The organism is Scleromatobacter humisilvae, from assembly GCF_023231945.1.
GTDB classification, from domain to species: Bacteria; Pseudomonadota; Gammaproteobacteria; order Burkholderiales; family Burkholderiaceae_C; genus Scleromatobacter; species Scleromatobacter humisilvae.
Window position 1 is genome coordinate 189,485 of the sequence record NZ_JAJLJH010000008.1, and the last position, 23,318, is coordinate 212,802.

A 23,318-nucleotide genomic window follows, 5' to 3' on the forward strand; every position below is an offset into this window, starting at 1 on the left:
TCAGCCGATCTTGAATCGGGAAACGGACTGGCGCAATTCTTCGGCCGTACGAGAAAGCTCGCGAACGATCTGCGCGGTCGAACGCGTACCGTCGCCGGTCTGTTCCGTCACCGCGAAGATGTGCTGGATGTTGGAGGCCACGACGTTCGCCGACTGCGCCTCGCTCTGCGCCTGCGCCGAGATGTTCTCGACGAGCGCCGACAGTTCGCGCGTCACACGGTCGATGTCGACCAGCGCCGCACCGGCCGCGTCGGACAGCTGCGCCCCCTGCACCACACCCTGCGTGGAACGCTCCATGGCGGCCACGGCATCGCCGGTGTCGGTCTGAATGGCCTTCACCAGCGCCGCGATCTGGCGCGTCGCGTCGCCGGAGCGTTCGGCCAGCCGCTGCACTTCTTCCGCAACGACCGAGAAGCCGCGACCCGCATCGCCGGCCGAGGCGGCCTGGATGGCGGCGTTCAGGGCCAGCACGTTCGTCTGTTCCGTAATGTCGGAAATCAGCTCGGTGATTTCGCCGATCTCCTGCGACGATTCGCCCAGGCGCTTGATCCGCTTCGAGGTTTCCTGGATCTGGTCGCGGATCGAGTTCATGCCCTCGATGGCGTCCTGCACCGCGCGGCGGCCGGTCTGCGTCACGTTCAGCGACTGCTGGGCGGCTGCCACGGTTTCCTGGGCGCGTTGCGACACGTCGTTGATTCGGCCGGCCATCTGCAGCACGGACTCGCCGGTCTCGCGGATCTCGTGCAGCTGTTCGGTCGAGGCCGCGAGCAGCTCGGTCGACGTCTGTTCGACCTGGCCGGTGGTGTCCGTCACCCGGTTGGCGGTGCCCTGCACCTGCGCCACCAGCGTGCGAAGTTCTTCCACGGTGTAGTTGACCGAGTCGGCGATGGCGCCGGTGATGTCCTCGGTAACGGTGGCCTGCTGCGTCAAGTCGCCCTCGGCGACCGACTGCAGTTCGTTCATCAGGCGGAGAATGGCGGCCTGGTTGGCGTCGTTGACGCGCTGCGCTTCGCGCTGGCGCGATTCCGATTCCGTCCGTTGCGCTTCGGCGGCCGTCGCGCGCTGGCGCTGGCTGGCCACGAACAGTCGCAGGATGCCGAACACGCCGATGACCAGCAGCACCAGCGACACCAGCAGTGCCGCGATGTAGCCGACCGACAGCGTACCGACGCTGGCCAGGCGGTTCTGCACGCCTTCGAGGCCCTTTCGCAGCGGCTCGCTGTCGCCCACGATCTGCGCCTGCGCTTCACGCGCGGCCACCAGGCCCTGCAGGTTGGCCAGAATCGCGCTGGACTGGCTGCGCGTCTGCTCGTACTGCTGGATCAGCTGCTCGAGGCGCTCGCGCGTGGCGGGCTCCTTCGTGCCGGGCAGCCGCAGGTCGGCGTTGCCTTGCAGCAGGCCGTCGGCGATCTCGCGGAAGGTGTTCAAGTCCTTGCCGAGCAGGAACACGGCTTCTGGCGACACGCCTTCGTAGGTCAGGAACTCGTTCGCGCTCTTGCCGATCCGCTGCGTCAACATCACGAGCTGGCCGACGGCGGAGATCTCGGCCGCCGAGGCGCCGCCCTGCAGCTTCAGGGACGACACGGTCTCGGCCGTCTCCAACAGGTCGGAAGACTGGCGGTTGATGGTGCGCAGCGCCTGTCCCACCTGGGTCAGGGTCTTCTGCTGCGCCAGCACGATCTGCGAGTTCTTCTCGGCGCGGTCGACCAGCGTCATCAGCGGGGCGACGGTGTCCTGCACGCCGGCCGGAACCGCGCTCACCAGGTCGTTGCCGGTGTGCAGGCCGCGCACGTTGTTGGCCAGCACGGTGCCGCTTTCCTTGACTTCCGGGAAGGCCGCGGGGCTGCCGATCATGGCCTGCGAGACCGACTTGGCCAGGCGCTGCGACTGCATCAGCGCGGCGCCGGTGGCCTCCACCTGCTGCGAGTGGGCGTTGGCCGCGCTGAAGGCGAAGTAGCCGGAGGCGAGCAGGCCGACGATGCCGATGGCCGTCAGCGTGAACACGAAGCGCTGCTGGTAGCTCACCGAGCGGCGGCCGATCAGCGGCAGGCCGGTGTTGTCCTCGTCGACCGGCGCGGGCTCGGCCTGCGCGGGCTCGGCATCGAGCAGGCGCGTGGGCGCGGCGTCGGCGTGGTCGGGCACCAGCGTCGACGCGTTCATCGTCGCCGTGTCGACGCCTTCGAGCGGCAGGTCGATGGACAGGTTGTTCTCGGAGTGCACGACGCCGTGGTCGTCGTCCTGGCCCGGGCCGGCGCCGTCGAGCGGGAAGGCCGAGTGGCCCATCGCGTGGACGTCGAGATCCAGCGTCGGCACCGCGCCGCCGGTGGACAGCGCGTGCGTCTCGTGATCCTGGTGGCCCAGGCCGGGGCCGTCGTCCGAGTCGTGCAGCGACTGTCGGTGCGAATCGACCGGATCGCCGAGATCGACGTCCGCCAGCGCGACCTCGCGCGCGTGCGCGCCGGCCTCCGAAGCGACGGGAGGATAGACGTTCTCGAGGCCGCCCTCGGTGTGGGCGCCGTGCTGCTTCAGCACGTTGCCATTGCTTTGGTCTGACAAGTTCATCTCGCCCTCTTCACGCTAGATTTCAAATCCCAACTAATCCCGAACGGCCGTCCGACGCACTTGGGTGCCTTGGCGCCGTTGGCACGGCGCGTCGTCGCGACCGGACCCTCTTCAGCTCATGACATCCAGGAACGCGCCGTCCACGGCCAGCGCCCCCAGATCGATCTCCTGCCAGGACGCGCCGAGCGCGTCCTTCCAGCGGCCGGCCGCGAATGCGGGCCGGGCGCCGACGCTCTCGGCCGGCTCGGCCTCGCGCGTCAATTGTTCTTCGCCGCGCAGGCCCGCCAGGCGGTCGACTCGGAGCGCGGCATTGACCTGCAGCGACGGCGCCAGCATCACGAGCTGGCCGTCGAGCGCCGCCGGGTCGTTGGCCTTGGGCGCGCGCAGGCCCAGGAAGGCTGCCAGGTCGATGACGGTGTACAGGTCGCCGCGAAGCTGCGCCACCCCGGTCATCCAGGGCTTGGCGTGCGGCAGCTTCAGGAGCGCGCGCAGCGGGAAGATCTCGCCCGCCTGGGCCAGCGGCAGCAGCAGTCCGACGCCGGCGCATTCGACGGCGAGCCAGCCTCGCGCACGCGGCTGCGTCTTGGCGGCCTGCAGGCGGCTCGCCAGCCGGGTTTGCAGTTCGCGCAGGGCATCTTTATTGGCCATGGAGGGGTGCGTGCGAGGTGGTCGAGTTCAGGCCGACGGGGTCAGCCGAGGCTTTTGATCTTGGCCATCAGGTCGTCGGTGTCGACCGGCTTGACGACGTAATCGCGCGCGCCCTGGCGCAGGCCCCAGACGCGGTCGGTCTCCTGGCCCTTGCTGGTGCACATGATCACCGGCACGTCGGAGTAGCGCGGATCGCGCGTGATCGAGCGGGTCAGCTGGTAGCCGTTGGTTCCGGGCATCACGACGTCCATCAGGATCAGGTCGGGCTTGCCTTCCGCCAGGCGCTTCATCGCGTCTTCGCCATTCTCGGCCGTGCGAACGGTGAAACCGCGCTTGGCGAGCAGGTCGGAGAGATAAGCCAATTCGGTCTTCGAATCATCGACCAGGAGAATGTGCTGGATCGGCATGGTATGTCCTTGAAACGCGCCTGGGTTGCGCTTTTGGCCCGTTTATCCGGCCGCTTGTCGCGGCCCGCGATATTCGGGAGAGAAACTCTTGCTTACTGTTCGCTGGAAAGCTTCGCCGGGTGGTATTGGGCCACCGCGCGCAGGAGCTGTTCCTTCGTGAAAGGCTTGGTCAGGTAATCCTCGGAGCCGACCATCCGGCCGCGAGCCTTGTCGAACACGCCATCCTTGGACGACAGCATGATCACCGGCACCGCCGTGAAGCGCGGATTGCGCTTGATGATCGCGCAGGTCTGGTAGCCGTCGAGCCGCGGCATCAGGATGTCGCAGAAGATCAGGTCGGGCGTGTGGTCGTTGACCTTGGCAAGCGCGTCGAAACCGTCTTCGGCCAGCACCACTTCGTGCCCGCCCTGGCGCAGGAAGATCTCGGCGCTGCGCCGGATGGTGTTGCTGTCGTCGATGACGAGCACGCGTACCGCGGGCTGCGCCGGTGCGGCGGAGGGGGCCGGCGTGGCATCAGCCATTGAAGCTCTCGTTCAGAACATGCGCCATCGTGGGTTCTTCCATCAGATGCGGACCATCTCGAAGTCTTCCTTGCGTGCACCGCATTCCGGACACGTCCAGTTCATCGGAACCGCGGCCCAGGGGGTACCCGGCAGCAAACCAGTTTCCGCATCCCCGGCAGCTTCGTCGTAGATCCAGCCGCAGATCAGGCACATCCAGGTTTGAGGTTCGTTCACAGTCGTTCGCGTTCAGGGTCACTACAATCGTCTGGATTGTAGCCACGGCCCCGAGCGGTTAACGACGCGCTAAGGGCCAAACTAATCACATTTTCCGGGCAAGCTTCACGGCTTGCCCCCCACCGGACATGGCAATGGACCTCCCTCCCGGCGCGGAAACGCCCGACGAAAACGCTGAAGAAGCCAGTGCTCCGGCCTGTATCCTGACTTTCAACGCCAGCGATGCCAGCGGCGCCGGAGGCATCGCGGGCGACGTCTCGACCATCGCGGCGATGGGTGCCCATGCCCTGCCCGTGGTCACCGCGCTGCTGATGCGCGACACCGCCGAGGTCTTCGACCAGCACGTCATCGACGCCGACGCCGTGGTCGAGCAGGCCCGCTGCATCCTCGAGGACATCACCGTCTCCGGCATCAAGGTGGGCTTCCTCGGCAATACCGACAACGTCAGCGCGGTGGCCGAGGTGCTGTCCGACTATCCCGACGTGCCGGTCGTGTCCTATCTGCCGGGGCTGTCGTTCATGGAGGACGACGACCAGAACACCTACCTCGACGCGTTCCGCGAGCTGATCCTGCCGGCCACCGAGGTGCTGATCGGCAACCACAAGACGCTGACCGACTTCCTGCTGCCCGACTGGGATTCCGACCGCCCGGCCTCGCCGCGCGAGCTGGCCGTCGCCGCGGCCGAGCACGGCACGCGCTTCGTGCTGGTCACCGGCGTGATGCTGCCGGCCAAGGGCGCGGGCCAGTTCATCGACAACGTGCTGGCGTCGCCGCAGGGCGCGCTCACGGGCGAGAAGTTCGAGATGTTCGAGGCGACCTTCGTCGGCGCCGGCGACACGCTGTCGGCCGCGATGGCCGCGCTGCTGGGCGCCGCGGCCGAGCTGCAGGCGGCCGTGGGCGAGGCGCTGCAGTTCCTCGACCAGAGCCTGGACGCCGGGTTCCGCCCCGGCATGGGCGGCGTCGTGCCCGACCGCTTCTTCTGGGCGCTGCCGCCCGGCGAGGAGGAGGAAGGCGACGAGACGATCGAGGAGGCGCTGTCGGACGACGCGACCGAGGTGGGAGGCTCGCGCAGTGTCCACTAATGAGCAGCTGTTCGACCGCGCCCAGAAGGTCATCCCCGGCGGCGTGAACTCGCCCGTGCGCGCGTTCCGTGCCGTTGGCGGCACGCCACGCTTCATCGCCCGCGGCGAAGGCGCCTGGATCGTCGACGCCGAAGGCAGGCGCTACGTCGACTACATCGGATCGTGGGGGCCGATGATCCTTGGCCACGGCCATCCGGCCGTGCTCGAGGCCGTGCTGAAGGCCGCACGCGACGGCTTCAGCTTCGGCGCACCGACCGAGCGCGAGGTCGAGCTGGCCGAGGAGATCATCCGCCACGTGCCCAGCGTCGAGCAGGTGCGCCTGGTCAGCTCGGGCACCGAGGCCTGCATGAGCGCGATCCGCCTGGCACGTGCCGCCACCGGACGTTCGCGCCTGATCAAGTTCGAGGGCTGCTATCACGGCCACGCCGACGCGCTGCTGGTCAAGGCCGGCTCCGGCCTGGCCACGTTCGGCCATCCGACCTCGGCCGGCGTGCCGCCCGAGGTCGTGCAGCACACGACGGTGCTCGACTTCAACAACATCCAGCAACTCGAGGAGGCCTTCGCGGCCTACGGCGACGAGCTGGCCTGCGTGATCATCGAGCCGATCGCCGGCAACATGAACTTCGTGCGCACGAGCGAATCCTTCATGGCGTGGCTGCGCGAGCTCTGCTACAAGCACGGCGCGCTGCTGATCATGGACGAGGTGATGACGGGCTTCCGCGTCGCGCTCGGCGGCGCGCAAAGCCTTTATGCGCAGCGGATGCAGGGCTTCGTGCCCGACATCAGCGTATTCGGCAAGGTCATCGGCGGCGGCATGCCGCTGGCCGCGTTCGGCGCGTCGCGCACGATCATGGCGCAGCTTGCGCCGCTGGGCCCGGCCTACCAGGCAGGCACGCTGTCGGGCAACCCCGTCGCCACGGCCTGCGGCCTGGCCACGCTGCACGAGATCGCCAAGCCCGGCTTCCACGAGGCGCTTGGCGAGCGCACGCGCGAGCTGGTCGACGGGCTGAAGGCCGAGGCCGACGCCGCGGGCATCCCGCTGGCGGTCGACAGCGAGGGCGGCCTGTTCGGCTTCTTCTTCGCCGACGCGCTGCCGCACGACTACGCCAGCGCCGTCGCGGTCGACAAGGAGCGCTTCAACCGCTTCTTCCACGCGATGCTGGACGCGGGCGTGTACTTTGCGCCGGCGTTGTACGAGGCGGGCTTCGTCAGCGCCGCCCACGGCCAAGCCGAGATCGAACACACCTTGAAGGCCGCTCGTGCCGCTTTCACGGCATTGCGAACCTGACATCCGTGGCTTCCGTAAAACCGACCGAATACAACGGGCACCCGGCGGTGGCGCTGCAGTCGTCCGACGGCGCGCGCGCCACGATCCTGCTGCACGGCGGCCATCTCGTCAGCTGGGTGCCGGCCGGCGGCCAGGAGCAGCTCTACGTCTCGCCCACCAGCGAATACGGCGAGGGCCAGGCCGTGCGCGGCGGCGTGCCGGTGATCTTCCCGCAGTTCTCCAGCCGCGGCACGCTGCCTCGCCACGGCCTGCTGCGCACGCGCGGCTGGCAGCTGGTGGAGATGCCGTCGCACGGCAAGCACGCCCAGGCGGTGCTGCGCTTCGTCGCCGACGACCGAACGCGCGCGCTGTGGCCGCACGAGTTCGAGGCCGAGATCACCGTCAGCCTGATCGGCCAGCAGCTCGACATCGAGTTCGCCGTCACCAACACCGGCGACGCCGGCTTCGAGTTCGCCGTGGCGCTGCACAGCTACCTGCGCACCAATGACGTGCTCAAGGCCCAGCTCGAGGGACTGCAGGGCGTCAAGTACGAGGACAACACCACCGGCCAGTGGCAGCAGCAATGGGGCGACGTCACCCAGGTGGTCGGCGAGGTCGACCGTCTGTACCACGACGCCCCGAGCCCGCTGACGCTGCGCGAGCTGGGCCGCAAGGTCTCGATCGCGCAGAGCGGGTTCACCGACGTCGTCGTCTGGAACCCGGGCCCGGTCAAGGCCGCGCAGCTGGACGACCTGCCCGACGACGACTGGCAGAAGATGCTGTGCGTCGAAGCGGCGCGGGTCATCGATCCCGTCACGCTTTCGCCCGGCGACGAGTGGGCCGGCATGCAGACTTTCATCGCCGGCTAGCCGAGAATATCCACGTGCCGGGGCGGTCCAGCCGCCCGCCGGCCGACATCCTGGAGGCTGGGCGCGAAACGTGCATGGCCTCGCGGGACCGAACAAGAACGATTCCGTCATGCACATCCACATCCTCGGCATCTGCGGCACCTTCATGGGAGGTCTCGCCGCGCTGGCGCGCGAGGCCGGCCACAAGGTGACCGGCTGCGACGCCAACGTCTACCCGCCGATGAGCGACCAGCTGCGCGCCCTCGGCATCGAGCTGATCGACGGCTACGGCACCGACCAGGTGGCGCTGGCGCCGGACCTGTTTGTGATCGGCAACGCCGTCTCGCGCGGCAATCCGCTGATGGAGGCCATCCTCGACGACGGCCTGCCCTACGCCAGCGGCCCGCAGTGGCTGGCCGAGCACGTGCTCGAAGGCCGGCACGTGCTGGCGGTGGCCGGCACGCACGGCAAGACGACGACGACGGCGATGCTGGCGTGGATCCTCGACCAGGCCGGGCTCGAGCCCGGCTTCCTGGTCGGCGGCGTGCCGCGCAACTTCGGCGTCTCGGCACGCCTGGGCAAGGTGCGCGGCGACGGCGGCGCACGCACGCCGTTCGTCATCGAGGCCGACGAGTACGACACGGCGTTCTTCGACAAGCGCAGCAAGTTCGTCCACTACCACCCGCGCACCGCGGTGCTGAACAACCTCGAGTTCGACCACGCGGACATCTTCCCCGACCTGGCCGCCATCGAGACGCAGTTCCACCACCTCGTGCGCACGATGCCGTCGCGCGGACGCCTCGTCGTCAACGCGCGCGAGGAATCGCTGCAGCGCGTGCTCGATCGCGGCTGCTGGAGCGAGGTGCAGCGCTTCGGCGCGCGCAAGGAAGAGCCCGGCGCGCTGCGGGCGCGCGGCGAGCCGCATGCGTTCGACGTGCTGCGCGGCTCGATGAAGATCGCGCGCGTCGAGTGGCACCTGCTGGGCGAGCACAACCAGATGAACGCGCTGGCCGCGATCGCCGCCGCCGAACACGTGGGCGTCGCGCCGGCCACGGCGGCCGCGGCGCTGGCGTCGTTCGAGAACGTCGCGCGCCGGCTCGAGCTCAAGGGCGAGGTCAACGGCATCCGTGTCTACGACGACTTCGCGCACCACCCCACCGCGATCCGCACCACCATCGACGGCCTGCGCCGCAAGGTCGGCGCGCAGCGCATCCTGGCCGTGTTCGAGCCGCGCTCCAACACGATGAAGCAGGGCGCGATGAAGGCGCAGCTGCCGTGGGCGCTCGAGGAGGCGGACCTGTCGTTCTGCCACTCCGGCGGGCTGTCGTGGGACGCCGCCGAGGCGCTGGCGCCGATGGGCAAGCAGGCCGTCGTGTGCGACACCATCGGCGCGCTGGTGGCCGCCGTGGCGCGCGCGGCCAAGCCGGGCGACCACATCCTGTGCATGAGCAACGGCGGCTTCGGCGGCGTGCACGCCAAGCTGCTGGCCGCGCTGGAAGCACCGCATACGTGACCTCCGCCGCGTGCTGACCCACCTGCTGTACCTGCACGGCTTCCGCTCGTCGCCGCAATCGGCCAAGGCGCGCTGGATGGCCGACTGGGTCGCGGTGCACCGGCCCGATCTCGTGTGGGCCTGCCCGCAGTTGCCGCCGTCGCCGGCCGCGGCGCTGGACGACATCCACGCGATCACCGCCGGCTGGCCCGCGGCCACGACCGGCGTCATCGGCAGTTCGCTGGGCGGCTTCTACGCGACGGTCTTCGCGCAGTCGCGGGGCTGCCGCGCCGTGCTGGTCAATCCGGCCGTCGATCCCGCGCGCGACCTCGCGGCCCACATCGGCCGCCAGACGATGTACCACTCGGCCGGCGAGAGCTTCGACTTCCGCGCCGAGTACGTCGACGAGCTGCGCGCCATGGCGCCGCCGGAGCCGCTCGCGCATCCGGAGACCATCCTGGCCATCGTCGCGAAGGGCGACGAGGTGCTCGACTGGCGCGAGATGACCGCCCGCTACGCCCGCGGCCGGTTGAAGCTGATCGCCGGCAGCGACCACGGGCTGACGGATTTCGAGTCGCACGTGCCCGATCTGCTGCGCCACCTGCAGCTCTGAAGAGCACGCACCCGACCGGGTCGCGGCGACATCGATCAGGTGTCCGACACCCCCTTTTCGGGGAGCGTAAACCCTGGGCCGCCGTGATACCGTCCAGTTGCTCGAGGGCAACTCTGCCGGATGCGTCGCAACGCGTGTCCCGTGGTCCCGAAGCATCGAACAATCAGATCCATCCAAGGGGTTTTCCATGAAGAAGTTTGCAGCAGCCGTCTCGCTGGCTGTCGTCGCGGGCGCGGCCAGCGCCAGCGGCATCACCTACCAGACCGGTGCCGGTTTCGAAGCCGGCCTGGCCGACTCGGCCGCCTACCAGAGCGCCGTCAGCGGCCTCGTCGGCGCCCCGGTCGCGCTCGCCAGCTTCGACAACGCCAGCTTCGCCCTGAGCAACTCGGCCTTCGAAGCGACGATCAAGTTCGACGTCACCTCGCCGGAGACCTTCGACTTCCGCGCGGGCGTCGACCTGGGCGGCGGCGGCACGCTGGTGTTGGACGGCACGGCGCTGGACACCAAGAGCAACAACATGTGGTGGAACTACAGCTACTCGGACGCCAGCCAGTTCCTGGCCGGCAGCGCCAATCTGTCCGTCGGCGTCCACACGCTGACGATCTACGGCTTCGAGGACTGCTGCTCGGGCAACATGCAAGTCCAGTTCAGCACCGACGGCACGAAGTACACGTCCTTCGGCGCGACCGACGGCCTGCCGGCGATCCCGGAAGCGCAGAGCTTCGCGATGCTGCTCGCGGGCCTGGGCCTGGTCGCCACGCTGGCGCGTCGCCGCTCGAACACGCAAGCCTGAGCCTTTCGCGCTCGATCGATCGACGGGAGCCTCGGCTCCCGTTTTTCATGGGCGCGCGCCTTTCGCGGCGCCTTCGGCATCGAGCGGGACGCGCGAATCCTGCCGTTCGGCGTAACAGCCGCAACGCCCGTCGCATTCCGTCCTCGGGCGGGCGGGCGCCCGGCCGAACTCGGCGACAATCGCCGGGTGAATTACGCTCTCTTCGATGACTCCGGGAAGTTCCTCGCCGGACGGGTGATGTCCGAGGCGGACAGCTCGATCCAGGTCGAACTCGACTCCGGCAAGCGTGTGAAGGTCAAGGCCTCGCACGTCCTCCTTCGCTTCGACAAGCCCCTGCCCGCCGAACTGATCGCGCAGGGCCAGGCGCTCGCGGGCGAGATCGACCTCGACCTCGCCTGGGAGTTCGCCAGCGAGGGCGAATTCGGCTTCGCCGACCTGGCGCGCGACTACTTCGACAAGTCCGCCGGCCCGGTGCAGCAGGCCGCCGCGCTGTTCCGCCTGTTCGACGCGCCGCACTATTTCCGCCGCATGGCCAAGGGCGTCTTCCGCAAGGCGCCGGAGGAGACGGTCAAGGCCGCGCTTCTGGGCATCGAACGCAAGCGCCTGCAGGCGCTGCAGATCCAGGAATGGGCCAGGGAGCTCGTCGCCGGCCAGACGCCGCAGCCGATCCGCGACCAGCTCTACAAGATCCTGTTCCGCCCCGACAAGAACGCCGCCGAATACAAGGCCGTCGTCGAGGCCTCGAAGCAGGCGCAACGCTCGCCCCTGGACCTGCTGAAGGCCGCGGGCGCCATCTCGAGCCCGTACCAGTTCCACTGGCGCCGCTTCCTGTTCGAGGAGCTGGGCAAGGGCACCGGCTTCCCGCCGCTGGAGGCGCCGGCCATCAAGGACGACCTGCCGCGCGCCGACGTCGCCGCGTTCTCGATCGACGATTCGCAGACCACCGAGATCGACGACGCGCTGTCCGTGCGCGGCCTGGGCTCGGGGACGGTCGTCTTCGGCGTGCACATCGCCGCGCCGGGCCTGGCGATCCTGCCGGACTCGGCGATCGACAAGGTCGCGCGCGACCGCCTGTCCACCGTCTACATGCCGGGCTGGAAGATCACGATGCTGCCCGACAGCATCGTCGAGAAGTACACGCTGGCCGAAGGACGCGACTGCCCGGCGCTGAGCCTGTACGTCACGTTCGACGAGGCGACGCTGGAGATCAAGTCCAGCGAGACGAAGCTGGAGCTCGTGCCCATCGTCGCCAATCTGCGCCACGACAAGCTCGACGCCTTCGTCACCGAGGCGTCGCTGCTGGGCGAGGCGCCGGCCGACTATCCGTTCGCCACCGAGCTCGCCTTCACGTTCCGCCTCGCGCGCCACCTGAAGGCGCTGCGCGAGATCGTGCGCGGCAAGCCGGAGAACTTCAACCGGCCCGACTACAACTTCCGCCTCGAGACCGCCGACGGCACGTCGCCGACGACGGAGCCCAAGGGCGACGAGAAGGTCACGATCAGCGAGCGCCGGCGCGGCGCGCCGCTCGATCTCATCGTCTCCGAGGCGATGATCCTGGCCAACAGCACGTGGGGCGGCTGGATCGCCGAGATGGGCGTGCCGGGCATCTACCGCAGCCAGGCGAGCCTCGCGCCGGGCGTCAAGGTGCGCATGGGCGTGCGCCCCGCGCCGCATGCCGGCATGGGCGTGGCGCAATACACCTGGGCCACGTCGCCGCTGCGGCGCTACGTCGACCTCGTCAACCAGTGGCAGATCATCGCGTGCGTGCGCAACGGGCGCATGGCGCCGCTGTCGGCGCACTTCAAGCCCAAGGACGCGACGCTGTTCTCGATCATCTCCGGCTTCGACACCGCCTACGCCGCCTACAACGGCTTCCAGACGGGCATCGAGCGCTTCTGGACGCTGCGCTGGCTGCAGCAGAACGAGGTCACCGAGCTCGACGCCGCGGTACTGAAGGACGGCCTGGTGCGCGCCGACACGCTGCCGCTCGTGTTCAAGGCCGCCGGCTGCGACGGCCTCGCGCGCGGGACGCACGTGCGCGTGCGTGTCGACGGCGTCGACCTGCTCACGCTGGACCTGCACGCCCGTCTCATCGCCAAGCTCGATGACGAGACGACCGATGCCGGCGCCACCTCCGAGGAGGCCGACGACGTCGAAGAGGTCAGCGCCGGCCCGCTGACGCTGGCCATCGACGTCAACGAAGAGACGCCGCCCGCAGAAGGCGCGGCCACGCCGGCCTGAACCCGCCCCGCATGGACAAGAACTTCAAGCCTCCGAAGCCGCGCGAGATGTTCGCGCAGGAACCGTTGTCGGTCCGTCTCCGCGCCTGGCGGCCGAGCGTGATGCAGCTGGCGCTGGCGATCTCCGTGTCGCTGCATGCCGCGGTGCTGGGCGTGCGCTTCGTCGATCCGGAGGACTTCAACCGCGTGTTCCAGGACACGCCGCTGGAGGTCGTCCTCGTCAACGCGCGCTCGACCGAGGCGCCGACCAAGGCGCAGGCCATCGCGCAGGCCAACCTCGCCGGTGGCGGCGAGGCCGAGGTCGGCATCGCCACGTCGCCGCTGCCGCCGTCGCCGAGCGAGCTGGTCGGCGACGACCAATCGGACTCCTCCAAGGCGATCCAGCAGCAGCAGCAGGAACAGCAGCAGCTGCTGTCGCAGATCCGGCGCGACATCGCCGCGATGCCGGTGCCCGATCCGCGCAAGACCTCGATGACCCAGTCCGAGCGCCAGACCGAGGAGCTGCGCCAGCAGAAGCTGCGGCTGCTCGCGGTGATCGAGAAGCGGATCAACGAGGAGAACGCGCGTCCGCGCCGCCGCTACATCAGCCCGGCCACGCGCGAAGAGGTCTACGCGATCTACTACGACAAGCTGCGCCACCGGATCGAGGACAAGGGCACCGCCAACTTCCCGACGCTCAACGGCCACAAGCTGTACGGCGAGCTGACGGTCAACCTCACGATCGACGCGCGCGGACGCATCGTCGAGTCCGAGATCATCCATAGCTCCAGCTCGCGCTTCCTCGACCAGCGCGCGCTGGCCATCGCCAATGCGGCGGCGCCGTTCGGCAACTTCAGCGACGACATGAAGCAGAAGGCCGACCAGATCGTCGTGACCTCGCGCTTCCGCTTCACGAAGGCCGAGGGCATGCAGGCCACGATGACCAACAACGGAGGCTGATTCTTGAGCGCCGCCGCGAACCCCGTCCGTCTCGCCGTCGTCGGCAATCCCGTCTCGCACAGCCGCTCGCCGCAGATCCATGCGCGCTTTGCCGCGGCGTCCGGCCACGCGGTGGACTACACGCGCATCGAAGCGCCGCTGGACGGCTTCGTCGCCACGCTGCGCGCGTTCGCCGACGCCGGCGCACGCGGCTGCAACGTCACCGTGCCGTTCAAGGGCGAGGCCTTCGCGGCCTGCGCGCGCCTGAGCGAGCGCGCGCGCCGCGCGCAGGCCGTCAACACGATCGTGTTCGACGGCGAGGGCTGGCTCGGCGACAACACCGACGGCGCCGGCCTGGTGCGCGATATCGAACTCAACGCCGGCGTCGGGTTGCGCGGCAGGCGCGTGCTGGTGCTGGGCGCCGGCGGCGCCGCGGCCGGTGCGCTCGATCCGCTGCTGGCCACGCGGCCGGCGGCGCTGGTCGTCGCCAACCGCACGCTCGCCAAGGGGCAGGCGCTGGTCGAACGCTTCGCCGCCAGTGCCGCGCGGCTCGACGTACCGCTGTCAGCCGCCGCGCTCGAGACCCCCGGCGCCGGCTTCGACGTGCTGATCAACGCCACCGCCGCCAGCCTGCAGGCGACAGTGCCGCCGCTGCCGGCCGGCACGCTCAAGCCCGGCGCGCTGGCGCTGGACATGATGTACGGCGCCGCCGCCCTGCCCTTCCTGCGCTGGGCGCGCGCGCAAGGCGCGGTCGCGCGCGACGGCCTGGGCATGCTGGTCGAGCAGGCCGCCGAGGCCTACTTCGTCTGGATGGGCGTGCGCCCGAGCACGTTCCAGGTGCTCACCGAGCTGCGCCGCGAGGTCGACGCCCAGGCCGCGAAGGCCGGAGCCTCCGCTTGAACGCCGGTGTGCGCGGCGTCGGCCGGCTGTTCGGCATGCTGGCCGTCGCGGTGCTGGCGCTGCAGCTGTTCTTCCTGCTGCGCATCGCGCTGATGCTCGTCGTCGCGCCCGAGTCGACGTCGTTCCAGCGCAGCGAGATCTGGCGCATCGCCGTCGAGAAGCACCAGCTGCCGTGGGCACAGGAAAGCGTGCCGGGCAACCGCATCTCCGACAACCTGCGCCGCGCCGTCATCGCGAGCGAGGACGCCGGCTTCGTCGATCACCACGGCGTCGAGTGGGGTGCGGTCGAGAAGGCCTGGAACAAGAACGAGAAGGCCGAGGCGCGGGTCGAGGCGCAGCAGAGTCGCACGTCGACGCGGCGCGGCGCCGATGGCAAGCCGCGCGTGGTCACGCCCAAGGTCGTCGGCGGCTCGACGATCTCGCAGCAGCTCGCCAAGAACCTGTTCCTCTCGGGCGAGCGCAACATCCTGCGCAAGGGCCAGGAGCTGGTCATCACCTACATGCTCGAGATCGTGCTGGGCAAGCAGCGCATCCTCACGACCTACCTGAACAGCGTCGAGTGGGGCGAGGGCGTGTTCGGCGCGCAGGCCGCGTCCGAGCACTACTTCCGCACCAGCGCGGCGACGCTCGGACCCGCGCAGGCGGCACGGCTGGCGGTGATGCTGCCGGCACCCAAGAAGTTCGAGAGGTCGCCGGCGTCGCCGTATGTGCTGGGGCGGTCGGCCACCATCGTTGCCCGCATGGGCGGCGTGGACCTGCCATAGTCGCGAGTTGACTGGCCCGCGACGGGCCGCTGACATCGCCATGGAACTGGATCGAGAACAACAGGAAGTCGCCCAGGCCGCCGCCCGGATGATCGTCGAGGACGGCCTGGACTACGCCAGCGCCCGCCGCAAGGCGCTGCAGGAACACGGCGACGGCGGTCGGCGCCTGCGCGATGCGCCCAGCAACGAGGCCATCGAGGACGAAGTCCGCGCCCACATCGCGATCTTCTGCGCCGATACGCAGCCCGTCGAACTGCGCGCGCTGCGCGAGGCGGCGCTGCGCTGGATGCTGCGGCTGGCCGAATTCCGGCCCTACGTGGGCGGGGCGGTCTGGCGCGGGACGGCGACGCGGCAGTCCATCGTCCGCATCGACCTGTATTGCGACGACACCAAGGCGCCGGAGATCGCGCTGCTGAACAAGGGCGTCGAGTACGAGACCGTCAGCGAGCCCCTCGGCCGCGGCGAGCACTCGCTGACGCTGGTGCTGGCCGAGCGCAGTGCCGCGCTGGACGACTGGATCACGATCCACCTGAACGTGCTCGACCTGGACGACCTGCGCGGCGCGCTCAAGCCCGATGCCCGCGGCCACACCTGGCGCGGCGACGCCACCGCGCTGCAACGACTGCTGGAAGAAGAACGCGCATGAGTGCATTGACACGCCGCGAATGGGTCGCGGGCCTGGGGCTCGGCACCGCGGCGCTCGGCTTCGGCGCCTGGATGCGCCACCGCCAGGCGCCGGTCGAGATGGGCGACACCACCGCGGCCGCCGCCTCCGCGGCGGGCATCGCGCTCCCGCCGCTGACGCCGATTCCGTCGCCCATCCACACGACCGACGGCCGCACGCTGAGCAACGCCGACATCGGCGGCCGCTTCGTCGTGCTCAATTTCTGGGCGCCCTGGTGCCCGCCGTGCGTGCGCGAGATGCCCGACATCGACGGTTTCGCGCGTTCCGAGGCGGGCAGGAACGCGCTGGTGATCGGCCTGGCGATCGATGAGCAGCCGGCCATCGACAAGTTCCTCGCGGCGCATCCCGTCTCTTATCCGATCTCCATCCTCGGGTATGCGGGACTTGCCTGGGCGAGGCGCCTCAGCAATGATCCCAATGTCGCCCTGCCATTCACGGCCGTGTTCGATCGCTCGCAGCAACTCGCCCAGCACAAGTTCGGCGCGACCAACGCGGCCGAACTGGCCGACTGGGTGCACCCTTCCTGATCGAACTCGCAGCATCCGGCGCGCCGGTTGCCCCGCTGCAGTGTCCCGGAGCGTCGATCTGCGCTCATCCGCGTTGCCAATCGCGACAAGAGTTGTCAAGCACTCTTTTTAGGGTAAATTCTCGCTTAGTGGCGTGAACAGTACTCAACAAAGCGTAAAGTTCGCTTCTTTCGAATTGACACGTCCGGCTCTTACGCCGCCCTGCGCACCGCATGAACGTCCTCGTGCTTCACGGCCCCAACCTGAACCTGCTCGGAACTCGCGAGCCGGCGGTGTATGGAAGCGCCACGTTGCCGGACATTGACCGCGAGTTGACGCAGATCGCGAAAGAAGCCGGATCCAGCCTGCAGACCTTGCAGAGCAACCATGAAGGCGTACTGATCGACCGCGTCCACGCGGCGCGAACGGACGGCACGGACTTCATCGTGATCAATCCCGGCGGCTTCACGCACACCAGCGTGGCGCTGCGCGACGCCTTCGCGGCGGTGTCCATCCCGTTCGTCGAGGTCCACTTGTCGAACATCCATCGCCGCGAGCCGTTCCGGCACCATTCCTATTTTTCCGACCTCGCCGAAGGCGTGATCTGCGGGCTCGGCGCCCAGGGCTATTCCCTGGCGCTGAAGTTCGCCCTGGCGCGCGCACCCGCACGCAGCTAGCTCAGCCCATTCGGCCCGGCGCCACCCGCGCCGCCAACAAGCCTTTCTATCCAGGAGACCGTTCCATCATGGACATGCGCAAGCTCAAGACCTTGGTCGACCTCGTTTCGGAGTCCAACATCTCCGAACTCGAAATTACCGAAGCCGAAGGCAAGGTCCGCATCGTCAAGGCCGGCTACGGCGTCCCGACGACGATGATGATGCAGCCCGCGGGCCAGATGATGATGGCGCCGCAGCAGCAAGCCGCGCCCGCCGGCGAGGCCGCGCCCGCCGCCGCCCCGGCGGCCGAGCCCGTCGCCGCGCCGACCGGCCACGTCGTCAAGTCGCCGATGGTGGGCACGTTCTACCGCTCGGCCAGCCCGGGCTCCAAGCCGTTCGCGGAAGTCGGCGCGGCCATCAAGGAAGGCGATCCGATCTGCATCGTCGAGGCGATGAAGATCATGAACGAGATCGAGGCCGACATGTCCGGCACGGTCAGCAAGATCCTGGTCGAGAACGGCCAGGCCGTCGAGTTCGGTCAACCGCTGTTCATCATCGAATAAGCGGACCAGCGCCATGTTCAAGAAGATCCTGATCGCGAATCGGGGGGAAATCGCCCTCCGGATTCAGCGAGCCTGTCGCGAGATGGGCATCCAGTCCGTCGTCGTCTACTCCGAGGCCGACCGCGACGCCAAGTACGTCAAGCTCGCCGACGAGGCCGTGTGCATCGGCCCGGCGTCCTCGCTGCAGAGCTACCTCAACATGCCGGCGATCATCTCGACGGCCGAGGTGACCGACGCCGAGGCGATCCATCCGGGCTACGGCTTCCTGTCCGAGAACGCGGACTTCGCCGAGCGCGTCGAGAAGAGCGGCTTCACGTTCATCGGTCCGACGCCCGAGTCGATCCGCATCATGGGCGACAAGGTGTCGGCCAAGCAGGCGATGATCAAGGCCGGCGTGCCCTGCGTGCCGGGCTCCGAAGGCGTGCTGCCCGACGATCCGAAGGAACTGATTCGCATCGCGCGCGCGGTCGGCTACCCGGTGATCATCAAGGCGGCGGGCGGTGGCGGCGGGCGCGGCATGCGCGTCGTGCACACCGAGGCGGCGCTCGTCAACGCGGTGCAGATGACCCGCAGCGAGGCCGGCGCGGCGTTCAACAATCCGAACGTCTACATGGAGAAGTTCCTCGAGCATCCGAGGCACATCGAGATCCAGATCCTGGCCGACCAGCACAAGAACGCGGTGTGGCTGGGCGAGCGCGACTGCTCGATGCAGCGCCGCCACCAGAAGATCCTCGAGGAAGCGCCGGCGCCGGGCATCCCGCGCCGCGTGATCGAGAAGATCGGCGAGCGCTGCGCCGCCGCCTGCAAGCGCATCGGCTACCGTGGCGCCGGCACCTTCGAGTTCCTCTACGAGAACGGCGAGTTCTACTTCATCGAGATGAACACGCGCGTGCAGGTGGAGCACCCGGTCACCGAGCTGGTGACGGGCATCGACATCGTGCAGATGCAGATCAAGGTCGCGGCAAACGAGGCGCTGCCGTTCACGCAGCGCCAGATCCAGATGCGCGGCCACTCGATCGAGTGCCGCATCAACGCCGAGGATCCGTACAAGTTCACGCCGTCGCCGGGTCGCATCACGATGTGGCATCCGCCGGGCGGCCCGGGCGTGCGCGTCGACTCGCACATCTACACGAACTACTACGTGCCGCCGAACTACGACTCGATGATCGGCAAGATCATCGTGCACGGCGACACGCGCGACCAGGCGCTCGCGCGCATGCGCGTGGCGCTGTCCGAGACGGTGGTCGAAGGCATCCAGACCAACATCCCGCTGCACCGCGAGCTGATGGTGGACGCCAAGTTCATCGAGGGCGGCACCAGCATCCACTATCTCGAAGGCTGGCTGGCCCAGCACCAGCGCTAATGTTCGAGCTGGTGCTGCAGGCGCCCGAGTCGCTGGTCGAGTCGGTCTCCGATGCGTTGATGGAAGAGCTCGACGCGCTGTCGGTCTCGGTGGAGGACTCCGACGCCGACACCGACGCCGAGAAGGCGCTGTTCGGCGAGCCCGGCATGCCCGCGCCCAGCGCCGGTTGGCAGCGCTCGACCCTGAAGGCGCTGTTCGAGTCCGAGGCCGCCGCGAGCGAGGCGGCGACGCTGCTGCTCGCGCAGGACTGGGCCACGCAGCCCGGCGCCAGCGTCAGCATGACCGCACTGCACGAGGTCGCGGAGCAGGACTGGGTGCGCCTGACGCAATCGCAGTTCGACCCGGTGGAGATCACGCCGACGTTCTGGATCGTGCCGACCTGGCACGAGCCGCCCGCGGCCGCGACGCGCCTGATCCGCCTCGACCCGGGGATGGCCTTCGGCACCGGCACGCATCCGACCACGCGCATGTGCCTGGGCTGGATCGCCGCGCACGAGGCCGACATCCGCGGCCGCCGCGTGCTCGATTACGGCTGCGGCTCGGGCATCCTCGCGATCGGTGCCGCGCTGCATGGCGGCGCGCCGATCGACGCGGTCGACATCGACCCGGCCGCGATCGCCACGACGGCCCAGAACGCGGCCGACAACGGCGTGACGCTGCGCTCCGGCGCGCCGGACATGGCGTCGGGCGAGTACCCGCTGGTGCTGGCCAACATCCTCGCCACGCCGCTGAAGATGCTGGCCCCGCTGCTGTGCGGCCACGTCGCACAGGGCGGGCATCTCGTGCTGGCCGGCATCCTCGATCGCCAGGCCGACGAGCTCAAGGCCGCGTACGCGCCGTGGATCGCGCTCGAGGTGAGCAACACGGTCGATGGCTGGATCCTGATGACGGGGCGCAAGCCGGGTTGAACGGCGACCGCCGCAGGCGGGCATCGTGCAGCCCCGGGGCGCAAGCCGGGTTGAACGGCGACCGCCGCAGGCGGGCATCGTGCAACCCCGGCAGAGCCGGCCTGACGTGTCGTTACGGCACGTGACGACTTGGTACCCCATGGGGTATCGCGTCATGGTTCTTCCAGCCCGGAATCTCCCTCGTCGCATCGTATGATTGAGGCATGAGCCTCGCCACCCGCTGCCCCGCCTGCGGCACGATCTTCCGTGTCGTGCAGGACCAGCTCAAGGTCTCGGAAGGCTGGGTGCGCTGCGGCCAGTGCCACGAGGTCTTCCACGGCATCGAGGCGCTGTTCGATCTCGACAGCGATCCCGCCATCGCGGCCCGCCGCGCCGCCGCACGCCCGCCGGCCGCGCCGCCGCCGACGCGCGTCTTCGCCGAGCAGCGCGCGAACGCGCCCATCCCGGCGCCGGTCTCGACGCCGCCGTCTCCGATCGCGATTCCCGCGCGGCCGTCGGCGACCGTCCCGCCCGCCGCACCACGCACCGTGCCGGCCACGCCGTCGGCCTTCGGCAGCTCCGGCTTCCCGCCGGCGCCGCCGCCCATCCGCCCCGGCTACACCGGCTTCACGCCCGCGGCGCGGCCGATGCAGCCGCCGCCTCCTCCACCACCCGCGCCGTTGCCGCCGCCGGCGCCCACGCCGATCCAGCCGGTGGCCACGCGCGGCACGATCGCGCCGCGCTTCGCGGCACGTCTCGCGGAGGAGGCCGCCGCGCGCGGGCAGGCGCCGGCACCGACGCCCATCCCCGCCGCCTTCGCGCCGACCGCGCCGGTCGAGCTCGACGCCCTGCCCGCGCTCGAGCCCGCGCCCGAGCCTGCGCGCGCACAGACGCCGCTCGTCACGCCCATCCCCGAGCCGTCGCCCGCGCCGAGCGCCGCGGAGCTGGCCTCCGAGTTCGCCGCCCCGGCGCCGCAAGCCCTGGCGCCCGAGCCGATCTCCGAGCCGGCGCCCGCCGCGTCACCCGAGGTCGCGCCCGTTCCCGAGGACGCGGTGCCGCTCAGCCGGCCGGTCGACGATGACGAGGCGCGCGCCGGCCCGCCGACGCTCGCGTCCATGCTGCCGGAGGACGCCGGCGAGTGGCCGCCCAAGCGCACGAAGAGGCGCGCCGCCGAGCCGGCGTCCGCGTCGACCGAGGTCGCGCTCGTCGACAAGACCAAGGATCCGCGCTTCCTGCGCGAGGCCCGCAGCGGCGCGCGCTGGCGCCGGCCGTGGGTGCGCGCGGCGCTGAGCGTTGCCTTGCTGCTGCTGATCGTCGCCGCGGCCGGCCAGGTGGCCTGGCCGATGCGCGACACGCTCGCCGCGCGCTGGCCCGTCACGCGCCCCGCGTGGGACTGGCTGTGCGAGCAGGCCGAGTGCCGCATCGAGGCGCCGCGCGCGATCGCGAGCCTGGCGCTGGACGGCAGCTCGCTGACGCGCACCGACACCGAACACGTGCTGCTGTTCTCCGCCGACCTGCACAACCGCGCCGACCACGAAGTGCGCGTGCCGTCGTTCGACGTCACGTTCATGGACCTGAACGGCGAGATCGTCGCGCGCAAGGTGCTCACGCCGGAGCAGATCGGCATCCACCAGGCGTCGCTGCCGGCCGAGGGCGAGCTGCACGTGCACGCGCGGCTGCAGGTCGGCACGCTGCCGGCCAGCGGCTTCCAGGCCGACCTGTTCTATCCCTGACCTCGTCCTTTACCGGACTTTCGAAAGCATCCCATGGCCAGCCTCGTCTGCGGTTCACTCGCGTTCGACACGATCACCGTCTTTCCGGGCAAGTTCGCCGACCAGATCCTGCCCGAGCAGTTGCATATCCTGAACGTGTCGTTCCTGGTGCCGACGCTGCGGCGCGAGTTCGGCGGCTGCGCCGGCAACATCGCCTACACGCTCAAGCTGCTGGGCGGCGAGCCGGTGGTGCTGGCCGCGCTCGGCAACGACGGCGCGAGCTACCTCGATCACCTCAAGAAGCTGGGCGTCTCGAGCGACAGCGTCTACGTCGCGGCCGACAACTACACGGCGCAGGCCATCATCATCACCGACGCCGCCAACAACCAGATCACCGCGTTCCACCCGGGCGCGATGATGCAGGCGCACGAGGCGGGCCTGCCCGCGCGCGGCGACATCAAGCTGGCCATCATCGGCCCCGACGGCCGCGACGCGATGATCCGCCGCGCCGGCGACCTGGCCGCTGCGAAGATTCCGTTCGTGTTCGACCCGGGCCAGGGCCTGCCGATGTTCGACGGCGACGACCTGCGCGCGTTCATCGCGCAGGCGACGTGGGTCACAGTCAACGACTACGAGGCCAAGATGCTCAGCGACCGCACCGGCCTGAGCCTGGCGGAGCTGTCGACCTCGCACCTGAAGGGCGTGATCGTGACGCTCGGCGACCAGGGCTGCGAGGTGTGGGAGCAAGGCGTGCGCACGCACGTGCCGGGCGTGGCCGCGACCGAGGTGATCGACCCGACCGGCTGCGGCGATGCCTTCCGCGGCGCGCTGCTGTATGGGCTGGAACTCGGCTGGCCGTTGATCGATTGCGTCAGGCTGGGCAACAGGATCGGTGCCGTGAAGATCGCGTATCGCGGCGGGCAGAACCACCCGGTCGACAAGGCGGCGCTGGGCGTCTGAGGCCTAGTTGCCGGCGTCGCTCAGTACCGCGCTGAGCCAGGCCGCGGCGACGTCGTGCGACACGGCGATCGCCACCTGCTTGCGTCGGCTCGACTCGCCGCGCAGCACTTCGACATCGCGCTTGGCAACGCCCAACGACCTGGCGAGCCACGCGATCAGCGCCTCGTTCGCGCGGCCGTCGATGGGCGGCGCCGCGAGCCGCACGCGCAACGCGCCGTCGTGCAGGCGGTCGACTTCGGTGCGCCTGGCGTTGGGCACGACGCTCAGTTGGAGCAGCACGCCGTTGCCGTGGACGGACAGGCAGGAGGACTCCGTCTTTGCCGGCATGGGCGCTCAGTTCGTCCTGGCATCGATGCGCTTGACCAGGTCGTAGACGGCCTGCTGGATCGAGTTCTTTCTGTCCGAATAGAACAGGTCGACGCGCTGCAGAGCGGCCTCGCCCGTCAGATGCAGCAACTGGGGCCGCAGCCGGCGCCATTCGGCGCGCAGAGCCATGTCGCCACCGTTGACAAGTCTCTGCGCGTGCGCCAAGTCGTCGGCGAGTTGCATCAACTCTGCGGCTCCTTCGGGGTCGCTCTGCCGTCTCGCGGTCGCGTGTAGCCTCAGGGCCTGCTCCAGATCCATCAACCTGTGAGGATACGTGCGGCTGCGCGCGGCTTTGAGCCCGACGAACACGACAATGCCTGCGGCAACGAGCAACAACAGTTCCATGTCG

Annotated in this window: 25 protein-coding genes; 18 read left to right on the forward strand and 7 right to left on the reverse strand. The window is 69.4% G+C overall.

Annotated features, from left to right (window positions below):
* The 5 genes from LPC04_RS22220 to LPC04_RS22240 all read right to left on the reverse strand — a co-directional run bounded on the left by LPC04_RS22220 (position 1) and on the right by LPC04_RS22240 (position 4,333).
* A complete protein-coding gene (locus LPC04_RS22220) occupies positions 1-2,160 on the reverse strand; it encodes a methyl-accepting chemotaxis protein (RefSeq protein ID WP_420854757.1) in 2,160 nt (719 codons plus the stop codon).
* Positions 2,161-2,673: 513 nt separating this feature from the next.
* Positions 2,674-3,210: a chemotaxis protein CheW gene (locus tag LPC04_RS22225; RefSeq protein ID WP_275684481.1), complete on the reverse strand. Its 537-nt coding sequence runs from the start codon at positions 3,208-3,210 to the stop codon at positions 2,674-2,676.
* Between the two features lie 41 nt (positions 3,211-3,251).
* A complete protein-coding gene (locus LPC04_RS22230; protein WP_275684482.1) occupies positions 3,252-3,617 on the reverse strand; it encodes a response regulator in 366 nt (121 codons plus the stop codon).
* Between the two features lie 92 nt (positions 3,618-3,709).
* Positions 3,710-4,138: a response regulator gene (locus LPC04_RS22235; RefSeq protein ID WP_275684483.1), complete on the reverse strand. Its 429-nt coding sequence runs from the start codon at positions 4,136-4,138 to the stop codon at positions 3,710-3,712.
* Between the two features lie 42 nt (positions 4,139-4,180).
* Entirely contained in the window at positions 4,181-4,333 is a 153-nt protein-coding gene (locus tag LPC04_RS22240) for a rubredoxin (RefSeq protein WP_420854758.1), read from the reverse strand.
* Between the two features lie 149 nt (positions 4,334-4,482).
* Between LPC04_RS22240 and thiD the strand changes: the two genes are divergently transcribed.
* From thiD to LPC04_RS22330, 18 genes are all read left to right on the forward strand, one after another.
* A complete protein-coding gene (thiD, locus tag LPC04_RS22245; RefSeq protein WP_420854755.1) occupies positions 4,483-5,436 on the forward strand; it encodes a bifunctional hydroxymethylpyrimidine kinase/phosphomethylpyrimidine kinase in 954 nt (317 codons plus the stop codon).
* Positions 5,426-6,724, forward strand: coding sequence for a glutamate-1-semialdehyde 2,1-aminomutase (gene hemL, locus LPC04_RS22250; RefSeq protein ID WP_275684486.1), 1,299 nt, complete (start codon positions 5,426-5,428; stop codon positions 6,722-6,724). The genes thiD and hemL overlap by 11 nt, the downstream gene beginning before the upstream one ends.
* 5 nt (positions 6,725-6,729) lie before the next feature.
* On the forward strand, positions 6,730-7,572 hold the full coding sequence (locus tag LPC04_RS22255; RefSeq protein ID WP_275684487.1) for a D-hexose-6-phosphate mutarotase: 843 nt from the start codon (positions 6,730-6,732) through the stop codon (positions 7,570-7,572).
* Between the two features lie 109 nt (positions 7,573-7,681).
* Positions 7,682-9,064 carry a UDP-N-acetylmuramate:L-alanyl-gamma-D-glutamyl-meso-diaminopimelate ligase gene (mpl, locus tag LPC04_RS22260; RefSeq protein ID WP_275684488.1) on the forward strand — a complete coding sequence of 461 codons (1,383 nt, stop codon included), beginning with the start codon at positions 7,682-7,684 and terminating at the stop codon, positions 9,062-9,064.
* Between the two features lie 10 nt (positions 9,065-9,074).
* Positions 9,075-9,656, forward strand: coding sequence for a YqiA/YcfP family alpha/beta fold hydrolase (locus LPC04_RS22265; RefSeq protein ID WP_275684489.1), 582 nt, complete (start codon positions 9,075-9,077; stop codon positions 9,654-9,656).
* Between the two features lie 187 nt (positions 9,657-9,843).
* On the forward strand, positions 9,844-10,449 hold the full coding sequence (locus LPC04_RS22270) for a CCXG family PEP-CTERM protein (RefSeq protein WP_275684490.1): 606 nt from the start codon (positions 9,844-9,846) through the stop codon (positions 10,447-10,449).
* A 186-nt stretch (positions 10,450-10,635) separates the two neighbouring features.
* Positions 10,636-12,690: a ribonuclease catalytic domain-containing protein gene (locus LPC04_RS22275; RefSeq protein WP_420854756.1), complete on the forward strand. Its 2,055-nt coding sequence runs from the start codon at positions 10,636-10,638 to the stop codon at positions 12,688-12,690.
* A gap of 47 nt (positions 12,691-12,737) precedes the next feature.
* Positions 12,738-13,628 carry a TonB family protein gene (locus LPC04_RS22280; RefSeq protein WP_275684545.1) on the forward strand — a complete coding sequence of 297 codons (891 nt, stop codon included), beginning with the start codon at positions 12,738-12,740 and terminating at the stop codon, positions 13,626-13,628.
* A gap of 3 nt (positions 13,629-13,631) precedes the next feature.
* Positions 13,632-14,507, forward strand: a complete 876-nt coding sequence (gene aroE / locus LPC04_RS22285; RefSeq protein WP_275684491.1) for a shikimate dehydrogenase — start codon at positions 13,632-13,634, stop codon at positions 14,505-14,507.
* Between the two features lie 8 nt (positions 14,508-14,515).
* The gene (locus tag LPC04_RS22290; RefSeq protein ID WP_275684546.1) at positions 14,516-15,271 is read left to right on the forward strand and encodes a transglycosylase domain-containing protein; all 756 of its coding nucleotides are present in this window, start codon (positions 14,516-14,518) and stop codon (positions 15,269-15,271) included.
* 40 nt (positions 15,272-15,311) lie between these two features.
* Positions 15,312-15,917, forward strand: a complete 606-nt coding sequence (locus LPC04_RS22295) for a hypothetical protein (RefSeq protein ID WP_275684492.1) — start codon at positions 15,312-15,314, stop codon at positions 15,915-15,917.
* Positions 15,914-16,483, forward strand: coding sequence for a TlpA family protein disulfide reductase (locus LPC04_RS22300; protein WP_275684493.1), 570 nt, complete (start codon positions 15,914-15,916; stop codon positions 16,481-16,483). Before LPC04_RS22295 ends, LPC04_RS22300 begins: the two co-directional genes overlap by 4 nt.
* 212 nt (positions 16,484-16,695) lie before the next feature.
* Positions 16,696-17,139: a type II 3-dehydroquinate dehydratase gene (gene aroQ, locus LPC04_RS22305; RefSeq protein WP_275684494.1), complete on the forward strand. Its 444-nt coding sequence runs from the start codon at positions 16,696-16,698 to the stop codon at positions 17,137-17,139.
* Between the two features lie 68 nt (positions 17,140-17,207).
* Positions 17,208-17,681 carry an acetyl-CoA carboxylase biotin carboxyl carrier protein gene (gene accB, locus LPC04_RS22310; RefSeq protein ID WP_275684495.1) on the forward strand — a complete coding sequence of 158 codons (474 nt, stop codon included), beginning with the start codon at positions 17,208-17,210 and terminating at the stop codon, positions 17,679-17,681.
* Positions 17,682-17,694: 13 nt separating this feature from the next.
* Entirely contained in the window at positions 17,695-19,044 is a 1,350-nt protein-coding gene (gene accC, locus LPC04_RS22315) for an acetyl-CoA carboxylase biotin carboxylase subunit (RefSeq protein ID WP_275684496.1), read from the forward strand.
* On the forward strand, positions 19,044-19,952 hold the full coding sequence (gene prmA, locus LPC04_RS22320; protein WP_275684497.1) for a 50S ribosomal protein L11 methyltransferase: 909 nt from the start codon (positions 19,044-19,046) through the stop codon (positions 19,950-19,952). Before accC ends, prmA begins: the two co-directional genes overlap by 1 nt.
* Before the next feature lie 203 nt (positions 19,953-20,155).
* Entirely contained in the window at positions 20,156-21,664 is a 1,509-nt protein-coding gene (locus LPC04_RS22325) for a DUF3426 domain-containing protein (protein ID WP_275684498.1), read from the forward strand.
* Between the two features lie 33 nt (positions 21,665-21,697).
* On the forward strand, positions 21,698-22,603 hold the full coding sequence (locus tag LPC04_RS22330; protein ID WP_275684499.1) for a carbohydrate kinase family protein: 906 nt from the start codon (positions 21,698-21,700) through the stop codon (positions 22,601-22,603).
* A 3-nt stretch (positions 22,604-22,606) separates the two neighbouring features.
* On the opposite strand, the gene LPC04_RS22335 is transcribed toward LPC04_RS22330, so the two are convergent.
* Together LPC04_RS22335 and LPC04_RS22340 are read right to left on the reverse strand one after the other, a co-directional pair.
* Entirely contained in the window at positions 22,607-22,930 is a 324-nt protein-coding gene (locus LPC04_RS22335) for a DUF167 domain-containing protein (RefSeq protein ID WP_275684500.1), read from the reverse strand.
* A 6-nt stretch (positions 22,931-22,936) separates the two neighbouring features.
* A complete protein-coding gene (locus LPC04_RS22340; protein WP_275684501.1) occupies positions 22,937-23,314 on the reverse strand; it encodes a hypothetical protein in 378 nt (125 codons plus the stop codon).
* Positions 23,315-23,318 lie beyond the last annotated feature (4 nt).

What these genes read in the sequence shown, in the direction of transcription:
- LPC04_RS22225 (WP_275684481.1), bottom strand. Translation starts at nt 3,210, where the DNA reads ATGGCCAATAAAGATGCCCTGCGCGAACTGCAAACCCGGCTGGCGAGC.
- LPC04_RS22220 (WP_420854757.1), bottom strand. Translation starts at nt 2,160, where the DNA reads ATGAACGCGTCGACGCTGGTGCCCGACCACGCCGACGCCGCGCCCACG.
- aroQ (WP_275684494.1), top strand. Translation starts at nt 16,696, where the DNA reads ATGAACGTCCTCGTGCTTCACGGCCCCAACCTGAACCTGCTCGGAACT.
- accC (WP_275684496.1), top strand. Translation starts at nt 17,695, where the DNA reads ATGTTCAAGAAGATCCTGATCGCGAATCGGGGGGAAATCGCCCTCCGG.
- LPC04_RS22280 (WP_275684545.1), top strand. Translation starts at nt 12,738, where the DNA reads ATGTTCGCGCAGGAACCGTTGTCGGTCCGTCTCCGCGCCTGGCGGCCG.
- LPC04_RS22230 (WP_275684482.1), bottom strand. Translation starts at nt 3,617, where the DNA reads ATGCCGATCCAGCACATTCTCCTGGTCGATGATTCGAAGACCGAATTG.
- thiD (WP_420854755.1), top strand. Translation starts at nt 4,483, where the DNA reads ATGGCAATGGACCTCCCTCCCGGCGCGGAAACGCCCGACGAAAACGCT.
- LPC04_RS22330 (WP_275684499.1), top strand. Translation starts at nt 21,698, where the DNA reads ATGGCCAGCCTCGTCTGCGGTTCACTCGCGTTCGACACGATCACCGTC.
- LPC04_RS22325 (WP_275684498.1), top strand. Translation starts at nt 20,156, where the DNA reads ATGAGCCTCGCCACCCGCTGCCCCGCCTGCGGCACGATCTTCCGTGTC.
- LPC04_RS22270 (WP_275684490.1), top strand. Translation starts at nt 9,844, where the DNA reads ATGAAGAAGTTTGCAGCAGCCGTCTCGCTGGCTGTCGTCGCGGGCGCG.
- mpl (WP_275684488.1), top strand. Translation starts at nt 7,682, where the DNA reads ATGCACATCCACATCCTCGGCATCTGCGGCACCTTCATGGGAGGTCTC.
- LPC04_RS22335 (WP_275684500.1), bottom strand. Translation starts at nt 22,930, where the DNA reads ATGCCGGCAAAGACGGAGTCCTCCTGCCTGTCCGTCCACGGCAACGGC.
- LPC04_RS22295 (WP_275684492.1), top strand. Translation starts at nt 15,312, where the DNA reads ATGGAACTGGATCGAGAACAACAGGAAGTCGCCCAGGCCGCCGCCCGG.
- LPC04_RS22300 (WP_275684493.1), top strand. Translation starts at nt 15,914, where the DNA reads ATGAGTGCATTGACACGCCGCGAATGGGTCGCGGGCCTGGGGCTCGGC.
- LPC04_RS22240 (WP_420854758.1), bottom strand. Translation starts at nt 4,333, where the DNA reads ATGTGCCTGATCTGCGGCTGGATCTACGACGAAGCTGCCGGGGATGCG.
- prmA (WP_275684497.1), top strand. Translation starts at nt 19,044, where the DNA reads ATGTTCGAGCTGGTGCTGCAGGCGCCCGAGTCGCTGGTCGAGTCGGTC.
- accB (WP_275684495.1), top strand. Translation starts at nt 17,208, where the DNA reads ATGGACATGCGCAAGCTCAAGACCTTGGTCGACCTCGTTTCGGAGTCC.
- LPC04_RS22235 (WP_275684483.1), bottom strand. Translation starts at nt 4,138, where the DNA reads ATGGCTGATGCCACGCCGGCCCCCTCCGCCGCACCGGCGCAGCCCGCG.
- LPC04_RS22340 (WP_275684501.1), bottom strand. Translation starts at nt 23,314, where the DNA reads ATGGAACTGTTGTTGCTCGTTGCCGCAGGCATTGTCGTGTTCGTCGGG.